Raw genomic sequence first — 20,688 nt, 5'->3', positions numbered from 1 at the left:
CTATAAATGGTATAAGCAAAGTCCAATGCTTAAAATTGGACTTGCTCTACATCAATTTCTACATGTTTTGAGGGTTTAAAGTCTATATCGACTTCACCAACCAGACCAATATTAGTCGTTGGAGAAATAGGATGACCCTGCCAAAGTTCATCATCTACATTAATAATGATAGTGCCTGTTTTATCTCGGAACTGATATTTCTCATCGCCTATAGACTTCACTACTTGCCCATGTAATTTTACAGGCGTATTGTCTTTTGCCTTTAATGCTTGCTTAACAGTAGTAACCGTTGCAGGTATCGCTGCTGCCTGACTCGTAGATAGATGTGCTATGGCGATACCAGTAATAGCTGTCATCAAGATCACTTTAAATGTTTTCATAAAATCACCTATTTGATTACATCTTGGAATGACATCAGTAAAACAAGCATAAATGAGGTGAATCTTAAGAAAAATTTAATTTAAAGGCACAACACGTAATACCTCTTCCAAAGTAGTAAGTCCTTCAATGACTTTATGCGCTCCAGCAATTCGCAAAGGCTCCACACTTTCTTTTTTAGTTTGGCTTCTTAGTTCATTTAATGTTGCGTGACTACCAATCAAATGCTTAAGCTCAAGACTAACAGGCATAAATTCATAAATACCGACTCGGCCTTTATAGCCTGTATGACGGCATTGTTCACAGCCTACTGCTTGATACACTTTTTCTGGCATTTCCATAATGTAGTCGAAAGTTAGGTGCTGCCATTCATCCTCATTAATATGAGTTTGCTGCTTACAGTGCGGGCAAAGCTGTCGCACTAAACGCTGTGCCAATACACCTAAAATAGTCGCTGCTGTTAAAAAGGGTTGCACGCCCAAATCGTGTAAACGAGTCAAACTTGACGGCGCATCATTGGTATGTAAAGTTGACAGCACCAAATGCCCTGTGAGTGCCGCCTGAATGGCCATGTTCGCAGTGTCTTGGTCACGAATTTCCCCAATCATAATAATGTCTGGGTCTTGACGCATCAGGGCACGCACACCATCAGCAAAGCCCAGATCAATTGCATTATTGACCTGCATTTGGTTAAAACTAGGCTCTAGCATTTCAATCGGGTCTTCAATGGTACAGACATTGACTTGATCGGTTGCGAGTTGCTTTAAAGAAGAATATAACGTTGTGGTTTTACCAGAACCTGTTGGACCAGTAACCAAAATAATGCCGTGACTATTTTGTGTTATGCGTTGCCACTGTTGTAATAAAGACTGATCAAAACCCAATTGCTGAAAAGAACGTACCAATACATCTGGGTCGAAAATACGCATAACCAGTTTTTCACCAAATGCAGTCGGCAAAGTTGATAAACGTAGTTCGGTTTCTTGTCCTTTCGGTGTCCGTGTTTTTAATCGACCATCTTGCGGTTTACGCTTTTCCGCTACATTTAACCGCCCTAAAATTTTAATTCGGGAAATCACGGCGGTCAGTGTATTTGAAGCCATGTTATAAATGGTGTGTAAAACGCCATCAATACGGAACCGAACGTTACCATTGTCTTTACGCGGTTCCATGTGAATGTCACTGGCGCTTTGTTCAAACGCAAACTGTAAAATCCAGTCGACCAATTTCACAATGTGTTGATCATTGGCATCAGGGTTTTGGCTATCACCAAGCTGTAAAAGTGCTTCTACCCCCTTGTTATCACGGTCATGAGCTGCATCTTTCTGAGCTGAGTTTACTGCACGGCTAACCTGATAATACTCTCGCAAATAACGTTGCAACTGTTCGGGATTAAGCAGTACCCGTTCAATTTTCTTCGGTGCCAAACTGCGTTCCAGATTATTTAACCAATCTATTTTAAAAGGCTGGTCGGTACCAATCACAATTCGGTCCGCATGGACTTCTACAGCTAAAATGTGGTTTCGAATCGCAAACTCTTGTGACATGACTTGAGTTAAAGCGCTGACATCTGCCTTTAAAGGATCAATCACAAATAATGGTAATTGCGCCCGATCGGCAAACCATTGGCACAGGCGGTTTAAACTTAAATGTGCCTGTACGTGGTGTTGATCTTTTAAATTAAAATGGGCAATCCACTGTAATGGATGCCATTTCAATTGATCTTTTTGTCTATTTGTCGTTTGTACCAGTAATTTATCACGCTCAGTAATACGGCCTTCTTGTAATAGTTGTTCTAGGCACCAATGTGCGTCTATTTCTACATGTGCATTCATGTGTTATCCCCAATATATTTTTATAATATAGCAGAGATGTTTTAGATTTAACTGGTATGAAAATTTCCAAATTCAGCTTTTAAATACCTTTTAACTTCAATTAATTAAACCAATTCTCAACTTATTATTGTTTTGTGGCATAGATCATATTTATAAAGATATTTATTGTGATAGTTTGATTAAAAAAGAGACTAGGCTCAATACAATAAAAAGCATACACTGCATATGAATACATGATTTAAATATGATTAACACCTGTATATAACAATAAACCAAAGAGGAAGTATTATGAATCTTCCAATGACAATGTCATTACAAACTGCATCTTTTGAAGAATTTATCACCATTATTGCAGCGGCATTAGGCTGTGGGTTATTAATTGGTTTGGAACGTGAACGCAGCAAGCTCAAACATGAATACAAAACGTTTGCAGGTTTTCGATCTTTTGCAATTAGCTCCCTACTTGGTGCAATCTGCTTTTTATTTGGTACTGAAATTGGAATTGTAGGCGCTCTACTTATTGGCGCAATCAGCATAGTCTCCCTTAAAAATCAGCCGAATGACCCCGGTGTTACTACAGAACTCGCTTTTATTATGACTTACTTTATAGGAGCACTTTGTATCTGGAATATTTCGTTAGCTGCGGGTCTCGCCGTCATCATGACGATTATTTTATTAGCAAAACAATCCATGCATGGCATAGCCAGTCAATGGATTACAGAATCAGAATTGCGTGATGGGATTTTTTTACTGGCATTACTTTTAATTGCCTTACCGTTAGTCCCCAATAAACCATTTTGGGGACCTGTTTTAAACCCACATGTGATTTTAAAATTACTGACTTTGATTTTATTTGTTCAAGCGCTCGCACATATTGCAAAGCGGCTTTTGTCATCGAAAAATGCTCTATTACTTTCTTCTTTAGCATCTGGTTTTGTATCGAGTACAGCGACTATTGCAACTCTAGGTTTAGAAGTTCGTTCTGGTCGTGCGAACGCCACCACAAATGCAGGTGCTGCATTGATGTCGTGTGTTTCTACACTCATTCAGACCTTAATTATTGTGATTGGAATTAGCTTAGCATGGTTCAAAGTCATTATATTTCCAATGCTGATTGCATTGGTTTTTTTAGCGGTGTGGGCCTTTATTTTATTGCGTAAGGCGGAACCAAGTACGACTTCAGCCGAATTAGACTCCAGAATGTTCAGCTTAAAAGAAGCCGTGATTATTGCGGGAACACTCACACTCATTCAGATTGGTGTTTATGGTCTAAGTCTATATTTAGGAGATGCAGGCTTAATCGCAGGGACCTTACTTGCCTCTTTATTCGAAATACATGCAGCTATTGCAGCAGTAATTGTACAAGGAGAACCGAATAACGCTCACACATCGCTACTAATCGCTTTTATGAGTGGTTTTGCAGTGCATGCAATTGCCAAGAGTATTAATTCGGCTATTTCAGGTGGAATACGCTATGCCCTTGCTTTTATTCCCGCACAACTCACTCACATGGCGATATTAATTTGCCTACTCTGGATGAACATACATTGGTTTTGAAATGAGATGTTTAAGCGAGTAAAACATCTTCTACCATATCAACCACTGTAATTACATTATCATTCACTTTAAAATGAATATCAAAATTAGAAAACTTCATTTTATAGACTCGTTCAGGGTCTTCTTGATAGGCAGGCCTTGGGTCTAAAGCTAGAACTTGCTCTAATTCATCCAGATATTGCCCGTTAATTTTTTTATTTTTTAGAAGATTTTGCTGGATATTCACTGCACTTTCCGACCAGATGACTTGCTTTCGTTCTGGTTCAGCTTGTGCATAGCCACTTTGAGCATCAACAATGGCATCTGAATATTGAATATAAGGTTTAATATCTAAAATTGGCGTGCCATTTAGTAAATCACTGCCCGTAACATACACTCTTAAAGACTTACCGACTTTTTCAACCTTTTTTAAACGTACTACAGATAAACCTACAGGCGCTGGACGATACATACTGCGTGTTGCAAATACACCAATTTTTTCATTCCCCCCTAAACGTGGTGGGCGAACCTGAGGTCGAAACTTAGTTGCAGTCTCCTGATTTTTATTGTCATGAAACTGCCAGATGAGCCAGAGATGAGTAAATTGCTCAATTCCCTCAAAAGCCAATAAGTCATTATAAGGTTCAACCATTTCGATATAAGACTCGATATTGACCAAGTTGGGCTGACGTGGAATACCAAATTTTTCTCGAAAAGGTGAGCACATGTGCCCGACTATTGGGAGGGTGACAGAGTTCATCATCACTTTTTCTTATAAACACAATTAAATATATTCAGTTTATCGGGAATGAAATTAGATTAGAATAGCAATCTGTTTTCTTTTAATCGTGATCGAGACCTTTAATGGCTGCTTTTAACGTTGAACGCATTACTCATGTGCACCACTGGAATGACACCCTTTTCAGTTTTAAAACTACACGCGACACTAGCTTACGTTTTAAAAATGGTCAGTTCGTGATGATCGGACTTGAAGTGAATGGCAAACCGTTAATGCGTGCGTATTCGATTGCAAGTGCGAACTACGAAGAAGAGTTAGAATTCTTCTCAATTAAAGTACAAGACGGTCCTTTAACTTCGATTTTGCAAAAAGTACAAGTTGGTGACGAAATTTTAGTTTCTAAAAAACCAACAGGTACATTGGTTCATGATGATCTTTTACCGGGTAAAAACTTGTACCTTTTATCTTCTGGTACTGGTCTTGCTCCATTCTTATCAATTATTCGTGACCCAGAAACTTACGAACGCTTTGAAAAAGTCATCGTTGTTCATGGTACACGCTATATTTCTGAATTAGCGTATCAAGACCTGATTTTGAACGAATTACCAAACCATGAATTCTTTGAAGAATTAGGTATTAAAGACAAACTTGTTTACTACCCTACTGTTACTCGTGAACCTTTCCACACTCAAGGCCGTGTAACAACTGCAATTGAAACTGGCGCTTTATTTGAAAAAATTGGTTTACCACGTTTTAACCGTGAAACTGACCGTGCAATGCTTTGCGGTAGCCCCGCATTCTTAAAAGACGTTGCTGCGTTACTTGACCAACATGGTTTAGTTGAATCACCTCGTATGGGTGAAATGGGCGACTACGTAATTGAACGTGCGTTCGTAGAAAAATAAGATTTTTCTAAATAAAAAAACCGAGGTAAAGTCCTCGGTTTTTTATTTCTTTTTATAAGGTGATACTGCCATCAATACAGGTAACAGCTGTTCCACCCACTAAAATTTTATCTTGGTGCAATTCAAGTTGAAGCTGTCCATCTCGGCCTAAAGCCCGACCTTGTGAAGAAAGCACCACATCATTTTGTGCTGGCAAAATTTCATGGTAACGAATAAATGAAGCTACGCTACCATTACCACTCCCACAAACTGGATCTTCATTTATTCCAATAGAAGGAGCAAATGAGCGGACTTCTATATGTTTTTGCTCATCATTATTTTCATAAAAACCATAAACCGTCGCTCCACCAACTTTCATTTCTAAATCATGTTCTTTTAAAGCAGCAAAGTCTGGTTGGCTATCTAAAACAGCTTCGGCATTCACCGCTTGTAATACAATCCAACGTGCGCCTACATCAACCAATGTAGCATTCCATTGAGTATCAATCTGACATTTTAAAATTTCAGCCAGTTTTTCAGTGTGCATTGGGTCAAGTGGAGTAATTTTAGGCTTAGGTAGTTCAAATGAAATATGCTTTGAGTCACTTACGGTCAGAGTCACCAAACCCGCAGCACATTGCTGTACCAGTTTACCATCTTTAGGTGTCACGAGGCCTGCTTCAAGCAAAGCATAGGCAGTACCAATTGTAGGATGTCCTGCAAATGGCAACTCACTTTGCGGAGTAAAAATTCGAACCTGATAGTCAGCTTGAGAATCGGTCGCAGGGAGCACAAATGTTGTTTCAGAAAGATTAGTCCAATTCGCAATTTCCTGCATCTGTTCAGATGTTAAGGCACTGGCGTCCATAATGACTGCAACAGGATTACCTTTAAATGCTTGTGAAGTAAAAACATCAACTTGTTTAAATGCAACAACAGACATAGACCACTCCTACTGATTTTGTAATTAAAAATTATGGCTTTTAAATCCTTACCATTTTTTGATCTTACTGATTTATTTTTAATGGTTACAGTATCAGTTCATATGAAAAATAATAGACACAGTTTTTAAGTTAGATTTGTGTTAAATGAACTAATCAAAAGCAATCACTATATTTGAGTTAAATATAAGATCACTATAAAGTGTATCCATTGCTTTGGCTTTTTAATGAATTGACATGTACAAATATAAAAAAGTGAGTGATGACCTCACCCTGCAAATTCAGAATGGCAGACAGCCTATCGGCTCTCGCTTACCATCAATTCGCGACTGCGCAAATCATTATCAGGTCAGCATTAACACCGTAAAAGAAGCTTATCGTCAGCTTGAAGACCAAGGTTTAATTTCAGTTCGTCCACAGTCTGGCTATTATGTTTGTCATGCACCTTCAAACTTACTCGAACTCGAAGAACGTTATGTCAGTGAAGAAAAAGTATCTCTTTCAGGAATTAGCTGTTTTCTCGCGCAAATTATTAAAAAGCAGATGGACACCGACTATGTCAATTTGGCCTTAGCTTGCCCTACAGGTGAAAACTTCTATCCAATTGAACGCTTAAAACGCTTAACTGCTCAAGTTTTACGGACGCAGCCAGACATTTTTAAAAACTATACTTTACCGCCCGGCTCTATGCGTTTACGTACTCAAGTTGCGAGGCGAAGTTTACAACTTGGTATGTTTCTTTCAGCAGATGATATTGTGCTGACTCACGGCACAATGGAGGCTTTGAGTCTTGCGATTATGGCAACCACACAAGCAGGTGACAGCATTGCTCTTGAGATTCCTACTTTTCATAACCTGTACCCGCTTCTTCATAATTTAGGCCGAAAAATCGTAGAAGTGCCGACTTCGCCGCATACAGGTATGTGCCTTGATGCTCTTGAAGAACTGTTAAAATCTAAAAGTGTAAAAGTTATATTAACCATTCCAACAGGTCACAATCCTCTCGGTTTTAGCATGCCTGAAACTAACCGTCGTCGCTTGGCAGAGTTAGCTAATCAGTTTCAAGTTCCTGTCATTGAAGATGCGATGTACGCCGAATTGCAACTGACAGAACCGCTTTTACCCAACATTAAGGCGTTTGATCAAAATGGATGGGTTTTGGTGTGTGGTAGCTATACGAAAACCGTAGCACCCGACTATCGAATTGGTTGGGTAGAAGCTGGGCGCTTTCGTAATATTGTGCAGCAACTTAAATTTACGACCACTGTTGCTGAACCGGCTTTGCTCACGGAAACGTTGGGACTTTTTTTAGAAAATGGCGGATATGATCTACATTTAAGGCAGCTCAAAAAACGCTATCAACAGCAAATCGATACCGTCAAATCTTATATTTGCCGTTATTTTCCACTCGGTACTCGAGTCAGTCGACCACAAGCAGGATTTATTTTATGGTTAGAGCTACCCGAATCAATTGATACTCTAGAACTGTTTCATCAGGCCATGGATGAAAAAATCTTATGTATGCCGGGAATTTTATGTTCGGCTGATAAACGTTTTAGACATTGTTTACGTATTGCAGCTTGTTTTGAGCCAAATCCTAAAATGTTAAATGCTTTGATGCGCTTAGGAGAGTTAGCAAAAAATATGCTACCCGCGCAAAATGATATAGATCAAATCCCTACTAATTCAGTAGGTTGAATCCAACATGTGGAGTTAATAAAATAAAACCATATATTTTTTATGCCTTTTTATTTTATGAAAACTGAACTCCTCTCTCCCGCAGGTTCACTAAAAAACATGCGCTATGCATTTGCCTATGGAGCAGATGCCGTATATGCAGGCCAACCACGTTACAGTTTACGTGTGCGTAATAATGCTTTTGATCATGACAACTTAAAAATTGGAATTGATGAAGCGCATGCTTTGGGTAAAAAGTTTTATGTTGTGGTGAATATTCAGCCTCATAACAGCAAATTAAAGAACTTTATTCGTGACCTTGAACCGATTGTAGCGATGCAGCCAGATGCACTTATTATGTCTGATCCGGGTTTAATTATGATGGTGCGTGAGCATTTCCCAGAAGTGCAAATTCATCTATCGGTTCAAGCCAACGCTATTAACTGGGCCACTGTTAAATTTTGGAAAGACTACGGTCTAAGCCGCGTGATTTTATCACGTGAGTTGTCATTAGAAGAAATCGAAGAAATCCAGCAACACGTCCCAGATATTGAACTCGAAGTTTTTGTACATGGCGCACTATGCATGGCCTACTCAGGTCGCTGCTTACTTTCTGGTTATATGAATAAACGTGATGCCAACCAAGGTGCTTGTACCAATGCTTGCCGTTGGGACTATAAGTTGCATGAAGCTCAAGAAGATGTGAACGGCGATGTGATTCCAGTCACTCAGCTCAACACCTTAGAAAAGTCTTGCTGCTCATCTGCACAATCAGAGACAACTTCAGCTCAAACTTTGCTTGTACAACGTAATGATGAAGAAATGTTTGCTGCCGAAGAAGATGAACATGGCACCTATTTTATGAACTCTAAAGATTTACGTGCGGTACAACATGTAGATCATTTAACCAAAATGGGCATCGCCTCACTGAAAATTGAAGGCCGTACTAAGTCGTATTTTTACTGTGCGCGTACTGCTCAAATTTATCGAAAGGCCATTGATGATGCTTTAGCAGGTAAACCATTTGACCCAAGCTTAATGACTCAGCTCGAAGGGTTGGCAAATCGCGGTTATACCGAAGGTTTTTTAAGACGTCATGTTCATAGCGAATATCAAAACTATGCTGATGGTTCATCACATTTTGACTATCAACAATTTTGTGGAGAGGTTTTAGAACGTCGCGGTGATTATATTCGCATTGAAGTTAAAAATCGTTTTGTGGTTGGCGACTCACTTGAACTCATGACACCTCAAGGCAATATCACCTTTACCTTAACCGAAATGCGCGATTTAAAAGGTAACCCAATTATAGATGCTAAAGGTTCGGGGTATTTTGTTGAAATTCCACTCTCACAAGATGTTGATATCAGTTATGCCCTACTCGTACGCAATTTGCCGCATGCGAAAGAAAGTATTACTGCATCTACATTGGCTTATTCAGCGAGTTAAACATGGCACTTTTGATTACGAGTGACTGCATCAACTGTGATATGTGCTTACCTGAATGTCCCAACATCGCTATTTTTGAAGGGAGCAAAGTTTATGAAATTGATCCACTTCGTTGTACCGAGTGCGTAGGTTTTTACGATGCGCCAACATGTAAAGCGGTTTGCCCTATCGATTGCATAAAACCAGACCCTGCGCATATTGAAAATAAAGAGCAACTGTTAGAGAAATTTAAAGGGTTAAATTTACTCAACTAATTTATCTCATTAAAAATTCTATAGAGGATCAAGCTAAGGTTGCTGATTCTCTTAAATGACTATACAGATCAATGATTAAATAAATGAATAAATAGCTTAAGCCACTTTGCTAATATAAAATCAAATGATCAGTTCAGTTTGGTTTACTGGTAATGTTGTACCAAAAAAATTGCACAATCGTTAAAACTGGCAAACCATTTCAACATTTCATATAGATTGATTAAAACTCATTCTGGCGCAGTTCCCCATGTCTTATCTTTATTTAGCAATTGCGATTGCTTGTGAAGTCATTGCAACTTCAGCCTTAAAAGCATCTCAAGGTTTTACTGTTCCCATTCCATCCATCGTTACGGTTGTGGGCTATGCGATTGCTTTTTATTTATTGTCCCTGACGCTAAAAACGATCCCAATTGGAATTGCATACGCCATTTGGTCGGGCGCGGGTATTATTTTAATTTCTGCAATTGGCTGGATATTTTACAAACAACATTTAGACTTAGCGGCCTGTATTGGTCTTACTTTAATGATTGCAGGTATTATCATTATTAATGTGTTTTCTAAAAACACTCATCTATAAAATATAACCAAAAAGAAACCGAGTACGATGAAAATCTTTTTATAAAAAATTTCATCTTACTCGGTATCAATGGCTTATTTTAAACTGCCTGTTAAAAATTGCTTTAAACGCTCACTTTTCGGATTGTTGAGTACTTCATCAGGATGGCCCTGTTCCTCAATTTTTCCTTGATGCAAGAAAATCACTTGATTAGACACATGACGTGCAAAGCCCATTTCATGTGTCACCACAATCATGGTACGGCCTTCTTCAGCCAAACTCTGCATAACCTTGAGCACTTCACCCACCAACTCCGGATCAAGTGCACTGGTTGGTTCATCAAATAGCATCACTTCCGGTTCCATTGCCAAAGCACGAGCAATCGCTACCCGTTGTTGTTGCCCACCAGATAAAAATGCTGGATATTTGCTTTCAACACTTTCAGGCAATCCAACTTTGCGTAGATATTTGCGTGCACGCTCTTCTGCTTCTGCACGTTTTACTCCAAGCACATGAATTGGCCCTTCAATGACATTTTCCAGCACTGTCATATGTGACCATAAATTAAAGTGCTGGAACACCATCATCAGTTGAGTACGCATTTTTTGTAGTTGCTTTGGATCAACCACTTTTAAATTGCCTTTTTTATCAAAGACTGTGCGTAGTTTTTCACCATTGAGTTTAATGGTGCCATTGCTCGGTTGTTCTAAAAAATTGATACAACGCAGCAAGGTACTTTTACCCGAACCAGATGAACCGATGATACTAATTACATCACCAGCATTTGCATCAAGTGATATCCCTTTCAGTACTTCATGATCGCCAAATGTTTTGTGTAAATCACGAATCACTAGTTTTGCAACGTGTTCCATTTATGTCTCCTAATGATTCGATGGCTTTAAAAATGCCAACCAACGTTTTTCCAACTTACGAAATATCCAAATCAAAATAAATGCCAACACTGCATACAACACAGCAGCAATTCCAAAAGCATTGAAAGTGTCATAGGTTGCGGCATTCACATCGCGCGCAATTTTTAAAATGTCGGGAACAGTTGCTGTAAATGCAATGGTTGTCGCATGCAACATTAAAATGACTTCATTGCCATAAAATGGCAGAGCGCGGCGTAACATCGACGGAATGATAATCCGTGTGTAGAGTTTCCATCTTGACATACCGAAAGCTTGAGCAGCTTCAATCTCACCATGTGGAATAGAACGGATCGCTCCAGCGAAGATTTCAGTCGTATATGCACCAGTATTGAGCGCGAATGCCAAAATGGTGCAATTTATGCCCTCTCGAAAGAATGCATCGAGCGCTTGATGTTCATGAACATAATCAAAGCTATAAATGCCCGAGTAAATAATTAACAATTGGATGTACAGTGGTGTTCCACGAAACACATAAGTAAACAGCCAAACTGGGCCACGCAACCAGATATTTTCTGATACTCGTGCAAGTGATAAAGGCACAGCAAGCACAAACCCAATACCGATTGAAAGCACCAATAACCAAGCAGTCATCGCGACACCGGTCATCTGTAGGCCATCGGTCCAAAGGTATGCCTTCCAATATTGTTGAAGGATTTCAATCATAATTGCCCCTTCCTTACACCAGCAGAATAACGACGTTCAAGCCACATTAAAATCAGGTTTGACACGGTGGTAATTGCCAAATAAATTGCAGCAGCGACGATGCTGAAAAAGAACAATTGCATGGTACTTCTACCTGCATCTTGCGTAATTTTTACAATGTCAGTTAGGCCAATAATGGAAACCAGTGCGGTCGCTTTAATCAAAACTTGCCAGTTGTTACCAATACCAGGCAATGCAAAACGCATCATTTGAGGGAATAAAACACGTCGAAAAACCTGCCACGGCGTCATCCCATAGGCCATTGCTGCTTCAATTTGTCCCGTTGGAACAGATTGAAATGCACCACGAAAGGTCTCTGTAAAATATGCACCATAAATGAACGCTAAGGTAATCACACCAGCCACAAATGGGTTGATATCAATCTGATCCATTTGCAGTGCTTCAGTAATTTGATTTAGACCCAACTGCAAGCTATAAAATAACAGCAGCATAATCACTAAGTCAGGCACACTACGAATGAGCGTGGTATAGCCGGTCGCAATATAACGTAAAGCTTTAATATTAGAGAGTTTTGAACTCGCACCAATTAAGCCAATAATGACAGAAAGCAAGAGTGACAACAGCGCAAGCTGTATGGTCATCCATGTTCCGCTGAGAAGGAGTGGCCCATAGCCAGAAAAAGACATGACTCATCTTCTCCTTAAAAACAATATCTAATATTGATGAGATGAGAATAGATTTAAAAATGTCGGCACTTAGCCGACATTTTTCACATCATTAGTAAATGCTAAAAGCGAAGTATTTTTTCTCGAGTTTCTTGTATGTGCCATCAGCAATGATTGCAGCCAAAGCTTTGTCGATATTCGCTTTCAAATCTGCATCTTCTTTGCGTAAACCAATAGCCGCACCTACACCCAATGTTTTGACATCAACCACATTGCCACCAGCAAAAGCGAAGTTTTTGCCTTTCGGTTGTTTTAAGAAAGCACCATCAACCATGATTGCATCTTGTAACGTTGCATCTAAACGACCAGACATCATGTCTTGGTAAATCAAGTCTTGAGTTGGATAAGGAACAACACTCACACCTTTTGGAGCCCAATAGGTTTTAGCGTATGTTTCTTGAATTGTGCCCTGTTGTACCCCTACACGCTTACCTTTTAATGAAGTAGGTGTTGGCAATAACGGTGAGCCTTTTTTTGCAACCATACGCGTTGGGGTATTGTAGATTTTGCTACTAAATAAAATTTGTTTCGCACGTTCATCAGTCACTGTCATTGATGAAAGAATGCCATCAAATTTTTTCGCTTTAAGTGCGGGAATCATCCCGTCAAAAGAGTTTTCAACCCAAACACATTTGGCTTTAAGCTTTGCACAAATGGCATTACCTAAATCAACATCAAAACCAGTTAACTTGCCATCTGGTGTTTTATATTCAAATGGAGCATAAGACGACTCAGTACCAAAACGAATCACCTTCCAATCCTTTGCTTGAACATTCGTTGCAACAGCAGCCAAAACTAAGGTTGTTGAAACGAACATTTTTTTCATAAAGCTTGCCATCTTGAAGCTTCTCCTTAAAATCCAAATAAGGTGATAAAAACTTGAGCAATTTCTAAATTACTCTTCTGCCGAAATAATTGCAATTTCTATACCAGTAAATTAAGGATTTATGAATATGTCTAAACAATGGATTGGATTAACTATCTAAATGTTGAAAAATCACTCAAATTTTAAATTAGTTTTTGAGTGTATAGGCTTCTGCCATATTTTCATTTTCAACCAATGTCCGAATAGTATATTCATGGTTATTTTCTTTAGCGCTGGCAAATTCACATTTCGAATCCCATGCCATTGAACAACCACTCAACAATGGACAACTTGCAAATAATTCAGCTACCCAGTCTACAAATACACGAACTTTAGGCGATAAATGACGGTTTTGTAGATAAACGACTGATATTGGCATCGGTGCAGGTAACCATTCAGTCAATACCTCTCTAAGTGCACCAGATTCTAAATGTTTTGCCGCCATGTAATATGGACATTGAATTAAGCCGAAACCTTGCACTGCCAAATCAATATATGAATCACTATCATTGACAGAAACACGCCCTTTCACACCGACGCTATGAATCTCGCCATCCACCATAAAATCCCAGTCAATATTGCGTCCAGTACGACTATTAAAATAATGCACCACTTGATGTTTTTGTAAATCTTCAATGGTTTTTGGTTCGCCATGTTCCATCAAATAACGAGGCGCAGCAACAGTGACACACTGAATTGTTCCGATACGACGTGCAACTAAACTTGAATCTTTCAATTGACCAATACGAATAACACAGTCCACTGCATCTTGAACCAAATCGACTGGACGATCACTCATTCCAATCACCAAATCAATATCGGGGTACTTGGCATGAAAATCACAAAGCATTGGAATAAGGATGAGTCGTCCAATTGACGCTTTAACATCAATGCGCAGTCGACCTCGAGGGCCACGTTCAGAATCATGAAAATTCGATTCTACATCTTCTACGTCGGCTAAAATTCGTGCAGTCCTTTCATAATAAACTGCACCATCTGGTGTCAAACTCAGTTTACGAGTGGTTCGGTTCAATAAACGAACTTGCAAATGTTTTTCTAAACCTTGAATGGTTGTCGTCACAGAAGCACGCGGTAGTCCTAAACTGTCAGCCGCTAAACTGAAACTATTTGTTTCGACAACTTTGTTAAATACTTTCATCGCATGAAATAGATCCACACGCACACTCCTATCAATGCATTTATTTAATCAAACACATCAATTGTTATAAAAATACGAATAGTGTTATCGAATTTAATATATTTATTCGTGATTGACAAACTTTTATGCTCCGTCCATCCCATAAACCCTGTTTCTCCCATACGGACCACAACTAAAAGTCTGAAAACAGGTATCCAAATAACTAGGAGCACCTCATGTCATTTTCCCGCAAACAGTTCGCACTGTCTGCCATCTTTGTCGCCATTTTGGCTACAGGGGGTAGTTTTATGTTTTTACATGAAAATGCCGATGCAAAAGCTGCACCGACCAGTGCCCAACAAGCTGCAACAGTTGATATTTCTAATGTCATTAGCAAAACGATTACCGATTGGCAAGAATATTCCGGTCGCTTAGAAGCGATTGATCAAGTCGATATTCGGCCACAGGTTTCAGGTAAACTCATTTCCGTACACTTCAAAGATGGCAGTCTTGTAAAAAAAGGCGATTTACTTTTTACAATCGACCCACGTCCTTTCCAAGCAGAACTCAATCGTGCTCAAGCTCAACTTGCTTCGGCTGAGGCACAAGTCACTTATACGGGATCTAACCTTTCTCGTATTCAACGTTTAATTCAGAGTAATGCTGTATCACGCCAAGAGCTGGATCTAGCTGAAAATGATGCACGTTCAGCCAATGCCAACCTACAAGCTGCTAGAGCCGCTGTTCAGTCTGCACGTTTAAATCTTGAGTACACTCGTATTACTGCACCAGTCAGCGGCCGAATTTCCCGTGCCGAAGTAACCGTTGGTAATGTGGTGTCTGCCGGTAATGGCGCACAGGTCTTAACAAGCTTGGTGTCTGTATCTCGCCTTTACGCCTCTTTCGACGTTGATGAACAAACTTATCTAAAATATATCAGTAATCAGCGTAATTCAGCACAAGTTCCTGTCTATATGGGGCTTGCCAATGAAACAGGTTTCTCTCGTGAAGGAACCATCAACTCCATCGATAACAACCTGAATACGACCTCAGGTACGATTCGTGTTCGCGCAACTTTTGATAATCCTAACGGCGTTTTATTACCGGGTTTATATGCTCGAATCCGTTTGGGTGGTGGTCAACCTCGTTCAGCAATTCTGATTAGCCCAACTGCAATTAGTGTCGATCAAGATAAACGTTTTGTTGTGGTCGTCGATGCTAAAAATCAAACTGCTTACCGTGAAGTAAAACTCGGTGCACAACAAGATGGCTTGCAAATCGTAAATAGCGGATTACAAGCGGGTGACCGTATTGTGGTGAATGGTTTACAGCGGATTCGTCCGGGTGACCCTGTTACACCTCATCTTGTACCTATGCCAAACGCGCAAATCACTGCGAACAGCACTACTCCTCAACCTCAGCCAACAGAAAAAACTTCAACTCCGGCAAAAGGTTAATCACATATGAATATCTCTAAATTTTTTATTGATCGGCCGATCTTTGCTGGCGTGTTATCAGTACTGATTTTACTTGCCGGTCTTCTTTCGGTATTTAAATTACCGATTTCAGAATATCCGGAAGTTGTTCCACCCTCTGTGGTGGTACGTGCTCAATATCCGGGTGCAAACCCGAAAGTGATTGCTGAAACTGTTGCTTCTCCGCTTGAAGAATCCATCAACGGCGTTGAAGACATGCTGTATATGCAATCTCAGGCAAACAGCGACGGTAATTTAACCATTACGGTGAACTTTAAGCTCGGTATCGACCCAGATAAAGCACAGCAATTGGTTCAAAACCGTGTATCTCAAGCCCTGCCTCGTTTACCTGAAGACGTACAGCGTTTAGGCGTTACTACTTTAAAAAGCTCACCGACTTTAACCATGGTTGTGCATCTGACCTCACCAGATAATCGCTATGACATGACTTACTTACGTAACTACGCGGTGCTCAACGTAAAAGACCGTTTGGCACGCTTACAAGGTGTAGGTGAAGTCGGTTTATTTGGTTCTGGTGAATATGCGATGCGTGTGTGGCTCGACCCACAGAAAGTAGCGCAACGTAATCTCACAGCCACTGAAATTGTCAGTGCAATCCGCGAACAAAACATTCAAGTTGCAGCAGGAACCATTGGTGCATCACCAAGTAATTCCCCTTTACAACTTTCGGTAAACGCTCAAGGTCGTTTAACCACTGAGCAAGAATTTTCCGATATCATTTTAAAAACGGCTCCTGATGGCGCGGTTACTCGATTGGGTGATGTTGCACGCGTTGAACTTGCAGCTTCACAATATGGCTTACGTTCATTACTTGATAACAAACAAGCGATCGCCATTCCAATTTTCCAAGCACCAGGTGCTAATGCTTTGCAAGTTTCTGATCAAGTGCGTAGCACAATGAAAGAACTTTCAAAAGATTTCCCATCTTCAATTAAATACGACATTGTGTACGATCCGACTCAATTCGTACGTGCCAGTATTAAAGCAGTCGTTCATACCTTACTTGAAGCGATTGCACTGGTTGTTGTGGTTGTTATTTTATTCTTACAAACATGGCGTGCCTCAATCATTCCATTACTTGCTGTACCAGTTTCAATTATTGGTACATTCGCTCTCATGCTTGCTTTTGGTTACTCAATCAATGCGCTTTCGCTATTCGGGATGGTGCTTGCCATCGGGATTGTGGTCGATGACGCGATTGTCGTCGTCGAAAACGTCGAGAGGAATATTGAAGCTGGCTTAAATCCAAGGGAAGCGACGTACCGTGCCATGCGAGAAGTAAGCGGACCGATTATTGCAATTGCTTTAACGCTGGTTGCTGTATTCGTACCTCTTGCCTTTATGACAGGCTTAACAGGGCAATTTTATAAACAATTTGCCATGACTATTGCCATTTCAACGGTTATTTCGGCATTTAACTCACTTACTCTATCTCCTGCTTTAGCAGCCATGTTACTAAAAGGACATGATGCGAAACCTGATGCATTAACACGCCTTATGAACCGTGTATTTGGACGTTTCTTTGCGCTGTTTAACCGCGTATTTACCCGTGCATCAGACAACTATGGTAAAGGCGTAAGTCGTGTTATCTCCCATAAAGCATCGGCAATGGGTGTCTATGCAGCACTTTTAGGTTTAACCGTTGGTATTTCTTATATTGTTCCGGGTGGCTTTGTTCCCGCTCAAGACAAACAATATTTGATTAGTTTTGCGCAGCTACCAAACGGCGCATCATTAGATCGTACCGAAGCTGTCATTCGTAAAATGAGTGATACGGCACTTAAACAACCTGGTGTAGAAAGCGCGGTTGCCTTCCCTGGTCTCTCAATTAACGGTTTCACCAATAGCTCAAGTGCCGGTATTGTCTTTGTGACCTTAAAGCCATTCGATGAACGTAAGGCCAAAGACTTATCTGCAAATGCTATTGCAGGTGCCTTAAACCAGAAATACTCAGCTATTCAAGATGCTTATATTGCGGTTTTCCCACCACCACCTGTGATGGGCTTAGGGACTATGGGCGGCTTTAAACTTCAACTTGAAGACCGAGGTGCCTTAGGCTATTCAGCCTTGAATGATGCTGCACAAAACTTTATGAAAGCAGCTCAATCAGCTCCTGAGCTTGGTCCAATGTTCTCAAGTTATCAAATTAACGTACCTCAACTCAACGTAGATTTGGATCGTGTAAAAGCCAAACAGCAAGGTGTTGCTGTGACAGATGTTTTCAACACTATGCAGATTTATTTAGGTTCGCAGTATGTTAACGACTTTAACCGCTTTGGACGTGTTTATCAGGTTCGCGCACAAGCCGATGCGCCTTTCCGTTCAAATCCTGAAGATATTTTGCAGCTTAAAACCCGTAATAGTGCCGGACAAATGGTTCCATTATCTTCATTGGTAAATGTAACTCAAACCTATGGCCCTGAAATGGTGGTGCGTTATAACGGTTATACCGCAGCAGATATTAATGGCGGTCCTGCACCAGGTTATTCATCTAGCCAAGCAGAAGCTGCGGTTGAACGTATTGCTGCTCAAACTCTACCACGTGGTATCAAGTTTGAATGGACAGATTTAACTTACCAAAAAATCTTGGCTGGTAATGCAGGACTTTGGGTATTCCCAATTAGCGTATTGCTCGTGTTCTTAGTTTTAGCCGCTCAATATGAAAGTCTAACTTTACCATTAGCAGTCATATTAATTGTACCGATGGGAATTTTGGCGGCTCTGACAGGTGTTTGGCTCACCAGTGGAGATAACAACATCTTTACCCAAATCGGTCTGATGGTACTGGTTGGGCTGGCCTGTAAAAATGCCATTTTGATTGTTGAATTTGCGCGGGAACTCGAAATGCAAGGTGCAACTGCTTTTAAAGCAGCAGTTGAAGCAAGTCGTCTTCGTTTACGTCCAATTTTAATGACCTCTATTGCATTCATTATGGGTGTCGTCCCACTGGTTACTTCAACTGGTGCAGGTTCTGAAATGCGTCATGCCATGGGTGTTGCAGTGTTCTTCGGAATGATCGGGGTAACTTTCTTTGGTTTGTTCCTGACGCCAGCCTTTTACGTCCTTATTCGTACATTGAATAGCAAACATAAATTGCATTCGGCAGCAGTTCATGAAGCACCATTAGCTAACCCACACGATCATTAAGGAGGACATTTAATGACTACAGCAAAACAAAGCTTGTTATTGTCCTCACTGATGGGGAGCCTGCTTCTTGCAGGCTGCTCTTTGGCTCCGGAATATCAACCTGCAAAAGTTATAGTTCCTGTCAAATTCAAGGAGTCAGACCCTAAACTTGAAGACAATAATTGGAAAATTGCCCAGCCTGCCGATCAGCAAGTTCGAGGTGAATGGTGGCGTGTTTTTAATGATGCTCAATTGAATAAGCTAGAACAACAAGCGATTGCCGGCAACCAAAATCTTAAAGCGGTAGCAGCTAATATTCAGGCTTCACGTGCAATACGTTCGGCAGCACAAGCCGAACGTTTGCCAAGTATTGGTGCTGGCTTTGGCCCAACTCGTCAAAAACCTTCTCCTGCTTCATTGGGGTTAGATGACAATGCGCATACATCTGCACAAACCTTATGGCGCGCTCAAGCAAATGTTTCATATGAGCTCGATTTATTTGGTCGTATCGCCAGTAGTGTCAATGCAGCAACAGCGGATCTACAACAGCAAGAAGCGTTATATCAGTCGGCACTTTTAGCGTTACAGGCCGATGTTGCACAAGGTTATTTTCTCATTCGCCAGCTTGATGCTGAACAAGCAATTTATACTCGTACTATTAAATTACTTGGTGAGACACGAGATCTCGTTCAAACCCGATTTAAAAATGGTTTAGTCAGTGAATTAGATGTTTCTCGTGCACAAACTGAACTTGCTACAGCTCAAACCAATGCACTGAGCATTGCTCGTAACAGAGCCAATGCAGAACATGCACTTGCAGTATTGTTAGGCAAAACACCAGCTGACTTTAGCTTAACTGTCCAACCTTTAACTACAAATAGTCTTCGTCTTCCAGCAGGATTACCATCGAGTTTACTTGAAAGGCGACCTGACATTGCTGCTGCTGAACGTGCTATGGCAGCAGATAATGCACGTATTGGAATTGCCCGTGCAGCTTTTTTCCCGAAAGTTAATCTAACGGGTGCCTTAGGTTATGAATCTTCAAGTTTAAGCGAGTTAGGTAAATGGTCGAGCCGTACCTTCTTGCTTGGTCCAGTCGCAGGTACTATTTTATCTTTACCACTATTTGATGGCGGACAACGTAAAGCAGGTATTGCTCAAGCACGAGCAGCTTATGAAGAAAGTGTTGCCAACTATAGACAAACTGTACTAAACGCCTTTCGTGAAGTTGAAAATGGTTTGTCCGATCAACGTATTCTTGATCAGCAAATTCAAGCTCAAAACCAAGCACTCTCATCGTCTCGCCATGCAAATCAACTGTCTCATCTACGCTATCGAGAAGGTGCGATTAGCTATCTTGATGTGATTGACTCCGACCGGACTATTTTGCAGCAAGAACAATTGGCAGCTCAGCTTAAAGGTGGCCAAATCATTGCAAGTGTAAACTTAATCCGTGCTTTAGGTGGGGGTTGGAATAATTGATATAAAAAAAGC

At 40.5% G+C, this 20,688-nt stretch carries 18 protein-coding genes; 9 read left to right on the top strand and 9 right to left on the bottom strand.

All coding sequences use genetic code 11. The features are described 5' to 3' along the window. Positions 1-29: 29 nt before the first annotated feature. Together F985_RS09910 and F985_RS09905 are read right to left on the bottom strand one after the other, a co-directional pair. Positions 30-380, bottom strand: a complete 351-nt coding sequence (locus F985_RS09910) for a NirD/YgiW/YdeI family stress tolerance protein (RefSeq protein ID WP_004700511.1) — start codon at positions 378-380, stop codon at positions 30-32. A gap of 75 nt (positions 381-455) precedes the next feature. Continuing rightward, positions 456-2,213, bottom strand: a complete 1,758-nt coding sequence (locus F985_RS09905) for a type IV pilus assembly ATPase TfpB (RefSeq protein WP_004700509.1) — start codon at positions 2,211-2,213, stop codon at positions 456-458. Positions 2,214-2,501: 288 nt separating this feature from the next. On the opposite strand from F985_RS09905, the gene F985_RS09900 reads away from it, so the two are divergent. Further along, the gene (locus tag F985_RS09900) at positions 2,502-3,770 is read left to right on the top strand and encodes an MgtC/SapB family protein (RefSeq protein ID WP_004700508.1); all 1,269 of its coding nucleotides are present in this window, start codon (positions 2,502-2,504) and stop codon (positions 3,768-3,770) included. A gap of 10 nt (positions 3,771-3,780) precedes the next feature. Here F985_RS09900 and tsaA read toward each other — a convergent pair whose 3' ends face one another. Next, entirely contained in the window at positions 3,781-4,509 is a 729-nt protein-coding gene (gene tsaA / locus F985_RS09895; protein ID WP_004700505.1) for a tRNA (N6-threonylcarbamoyladenosine(37)-N6)-methyltransferase TrmO, read from the bottom strand. Between the two features lie 104 nt (positions 4,510-4,613). Here tsaA and F985_RS09890 point away from each other — a divergent pair, with 104 nt between their 5' ends. Then, positions 4,614-5,393, top strand: coding sequence for a ferredoxin--NADP reductase (locus tag F985_RS09890; protein WP_002118187.1), 780 nt, complete (start codon positions 4,614-4,616; stop codon positions 5,391-5,393). Between the two features lie 52 nt (positions 5,394-5,445). Here the strand turns inward: F985_RS09890 and F985_RS09885 are convergent, their stop codons facing one another. Continuing rightward, the gene (locus F985_RS09885; protein WP_004700503.1) at positions 5,446-6,315 is read right to left on the bottom strand and encodes a PhzF family phenazine biosynthesis protein; all 870 of its coding nucleotides are present in this window, start codon (positions 6,313-6,315) and stop codon (positions 5,446-5,448) included. A gap of 229 nt (positions 6,316-6,544) precedes the next feature. Between F985_RS09885 and F985_RS09880 the strand changes: the two genes are divergently transcribed. The 4 genes from F985_RS09880 (at position 6,545) to abeS (ending at position 10,270) form a co-directional block, all read left to right on the top strand. Beyond that, complete coding sequence (locus F985_RS09880) at positions 6,545-8,011, top strand: aminotransferase-like domain-containing protein (RefSeq protein ID WP_077164462.1); 1,467 nt, start codon at positions 6,545-6,547, stop codon at positions 8,009-8,011. A gap of 57 nt (positions 8,012-8,068) precedes the next feature. Next, complete coding sequence (gene trhP, locus F985_RS09875; RefSeq protein WP_004700498.1) at positions 8,069-9,439, top strand: prephenate-dependent tRNA uridine(34) hydroxylase TrhP; 1,371 nt, start codon at positions 8,069-8,071, stop codon at positions 9,437-9,439. Between the two features lie 2 nt (positions 9,440-9,441). After that, positions 9,442-9,693 carry a YfhL family 4Fe-4S dicluster ferredoxin gene (locus tag F985_RS09870; protein ID WP_004700496.1) on the top strand — a complete coding sequence of 84 codons (252 nt, stop codon included), beginning with the start codon at positions 9,442-9,444 and terminating at the stop codon, positions 9,691-9,693. A gap of 247 nt (positions 9,694-9,940) precedes the next feature. After that, positions 9,941-10,270 (top strand): multidrug efflux SMR transporter AbeS, encoded by a 330-nt coding sequence (gene abeS / locus F985_RS09865; RefSeq protein ID WP_004700493.1) that lies wholly within the window; start codon positions 9,941-9,943, stop codon positions 10,268-10,270. A gap of 74 nt (positions 10,271-10,344) precedes the next feature. On the opposite strand, the gene F985_RS09860 is transcribed toward abeS, so the two are convergent. The 5 genes from F985_RS09860 to F985_RS09840 all read right to left on the bottom strand — a co-directional run bounded on the left by F985_RS09860 (position 10,345) and on the right by F985_RS09840 (position 14,611). Then, on the bottom strand, positions 10,345-11,121 hold the full coding sequence (locus tag F985_RS09860; RefSeq protein ID WP_004700491.1) for an ABC transporter ATP-binding protein: 777 nt from the start codon (positions 11,119-11,121) through the stop codon (positions 10,345-10,347). Positions 11,122-11,130: 9 nt separating this feature from the next. Further along, positions 11,131-11,844 (bottom strand): ABC transporter permease, encoded by a 714-nt coding sequence (locus F985_RS09855; RefSeq protein WP_004700489.1) that lies wholly within the window; start codon positions 11,842-11,844, stop codon positions 11,131-11,133. After that, complete coding sequence (locus F985_RS09850; RefSeq protein ID WP_004700487.1) at positions 11,841-12,530, bottom strand: ABC transporter permease; 690 nt, start codon at positions 12,528-12,530, stop codon at positions 11,841-11,843. Before F985_RS09850 ends, F985_RS09855 begins: the two co-directional genes overlap by 4 nt. A 91-nt stretch (positions 12,531-12,621) precedes the next feature. Next, the gene (locus F985_RS09845; protein ID WP_004700484.1) at positions 12,622-13,407 is read right to left on the bottom strand and encodes an ABC transporter substrate-binding protein; all 786 of its coding nucleotides are present in this window, start codon (positions 13,405-13,407) and stop codon (positions 12,622-12,624) included. Positions 13,408-13,582: 175 nt separating this feature from the next. Next, the gene (locus F985_RS09840; protein ID WP_004700483.1) at positions 13,583-14,611 is read right to left on the bottom strand and encodes a LysR family transcriptional regulator; all 1,029 of its coding nucleotides are present in this window, start codon (positions 14,609-14,611) and stop codon (positions 13,583-13,585) included. A 197-nt stretch (positions 14,612-14,808) separates the two neighbouring features. On the opposite strand from F985_RS09840, the gene adeF reads away from it, so the two are divergent. The 3 genes from adeF to F985_RS09825 are packed head-to-tail and all read left to right on the top strand — an operon-like array spanning position 14,809 to position 20,676. After that, positions 14,809-16,029: a multidrug efflux RND transporter periplasmic adaptor subunit AdeF gene (gene adeF / locus F985_RS09835; protein ID WP_004700481.1), complete on the top strand. Its 1,221-nt coding sequence runs from the start codon at positions 14,809-14,811 to the stop codon at positions 16,027-16,029. Positions 16,030-16,035: 6 nt separating this feature from the next. Next, positions 16,036-19,215, top strand: a complete 3,180-nt coding sequence (gene adeG, locus F985_RS09830) for a multidrug efflux RND transporter permease subunit AdeG (protein ID WP_004700480.1) — start codon at positions 16,036-16,038, stop codon at positions 19,213-19,215. A 12-nt stretch (positions 19,216-19,227) separates the two neighbouring features. Further along, on the top strand, positions 19,228-20,676 hold the full coding sequence (locus F985_RS09825) for an efflux transporter outer membrane subunit (protein WP_004700477.1): 1,449 nt from the start codon (positions 19,228-19,230) through the stop codon (positions 20,674-20,676). Positions 20,677-20,688 lie beyond the last annotated feature (12 nt).

Source organism: Acinetobacter seifertii, from assembly GCF_000368065.1.
Lineage (GTDB): Bacteria > Pseudomonadota > Gammaproteobacteria > Pseudomonadales > Moraxellaceae > Acinetobacter > Acinetobacter seifertii.
The sequence above is the reverse complement of the archived record's forward strand: the minus strand, read 5'-3'. Positions and strand labels throughout refer to the sequence as shown.

What these genes read in the sequence shown, in the direction of transcription:
- F985_RS09910 (WP_004700511.1), bottom strand. Translation starts at nt 380, where the DNA reads ATGAAAACATTTAAAGTGATCTTGATGACAGCTATTACTGGTATCGCC.
- F985_RS09905 (WP_004700509.1), bottom strand. Translation starts at nt 2,213, where the DNA reads ATGAATGCACATGTAGAAATAGACGCACATTGGTGCCTAGAACAACTA.
- F985_RS09845 (WP_004700484.1), bottom strand. Translation starts at nt 13,407, where the DNA reads ATGGCAAGCTTTATGAAAAAAATGTTCGTTTCAACAACCTTAGTTTTG.
- F985_RS09885 (WP_004700503.1), bottom strand. Translation starts at nt 6,315, where the DNA reads ATGTCTGTTGTTGCATTTAAACAAGTTGATGTTTTTACTTCACAAGCA.
- tsaA (WP_004700505.1), bottom strand. Translation starts at nt 4,509, where the DNA reads ATGAACTCTGTCACCCTCCCAATAGTCGGGCACATGTGCTCACCTTTT.
- trhP (WP_004700498.1), top strand. Translation starts at nt 8,069, where the DNA reads ATGAAAACTGAACTCCTCTCTCCCGCAGGTTCACTAAAAAACATGCGC.
- F985_RS09870 (WP_004700496.1), top strand. Translation starts at nt 9,442, where the DNA reads ATGGCACTTTTGATTACGAGTGACTGCATCAACTGTGATATGTGCTTA.
- F985_RS09900 (WP_004700508.1), top strand. Translation starts at nt 2,502, where the DNA reads ATGAATCTTCCAATGACAATGTCATTACAAACTGCATCTTTTGAAGAA.
- F985_RS09890 (WP_002118187.1), top strand. Translation starts at nt 4,614, where the DNA reads ATGGCTGCTTTTAACGTTGAACGCATTACTCATGTGCACCACTGGAAT.
- F985_RS09850 (WP_004700487.1), bottom strand. Translation starts at nt 12,530, where the DNA reads ATGTCTTTTTCTGGCTATGGGCCACTCCTTCTCAGCGGAACATGGATG.
- F985_RS09825 (WP_004700477.1), top strand. Translation starts at nt 19,228, where the DNA reads ATGACTACAGCAAAACAAAGCTTGTTATTGTCCTCACTGATGGGGAGC.
- F985_RS09860 (WP_004700491.1), bottom strand. Translation starts at nt 11,121, where the DNA reads ATGGAACACGTTGCAAAACTAGTGATTCGTGATTTACACAAAACATTT.
- adeF (WP_004700481.1), top strand. Translation starts at nt 14,809, where the DNA reads ATGTCATTTTCCCGCAAACAGTTCGCACTGTCTGCCATCTTTGTCGCC.
- F985_RS09855 (WP_004700489.1), bottom strand. Translation starts at nt 11,844, where the DNA reads ATGATTGAAATCCTTCAACAATATTGGAAGGCATACCTTTGGACCGAT.
- adeG (WP_004700480.1), top strand. Translation starts at nt 16,036, where the DNA reads ATGAATATCTCTAAATTTTTTATTGATCGGCCGATCTTTGCTGGCGTG.
- abeS (WP_004700493.1), top strand. Translation starts at nt 9,941, where the DNA reads ATGTCTTATCTTTATTTAGCAATTGCGATTGCTTGTGAAGTCATTGCA.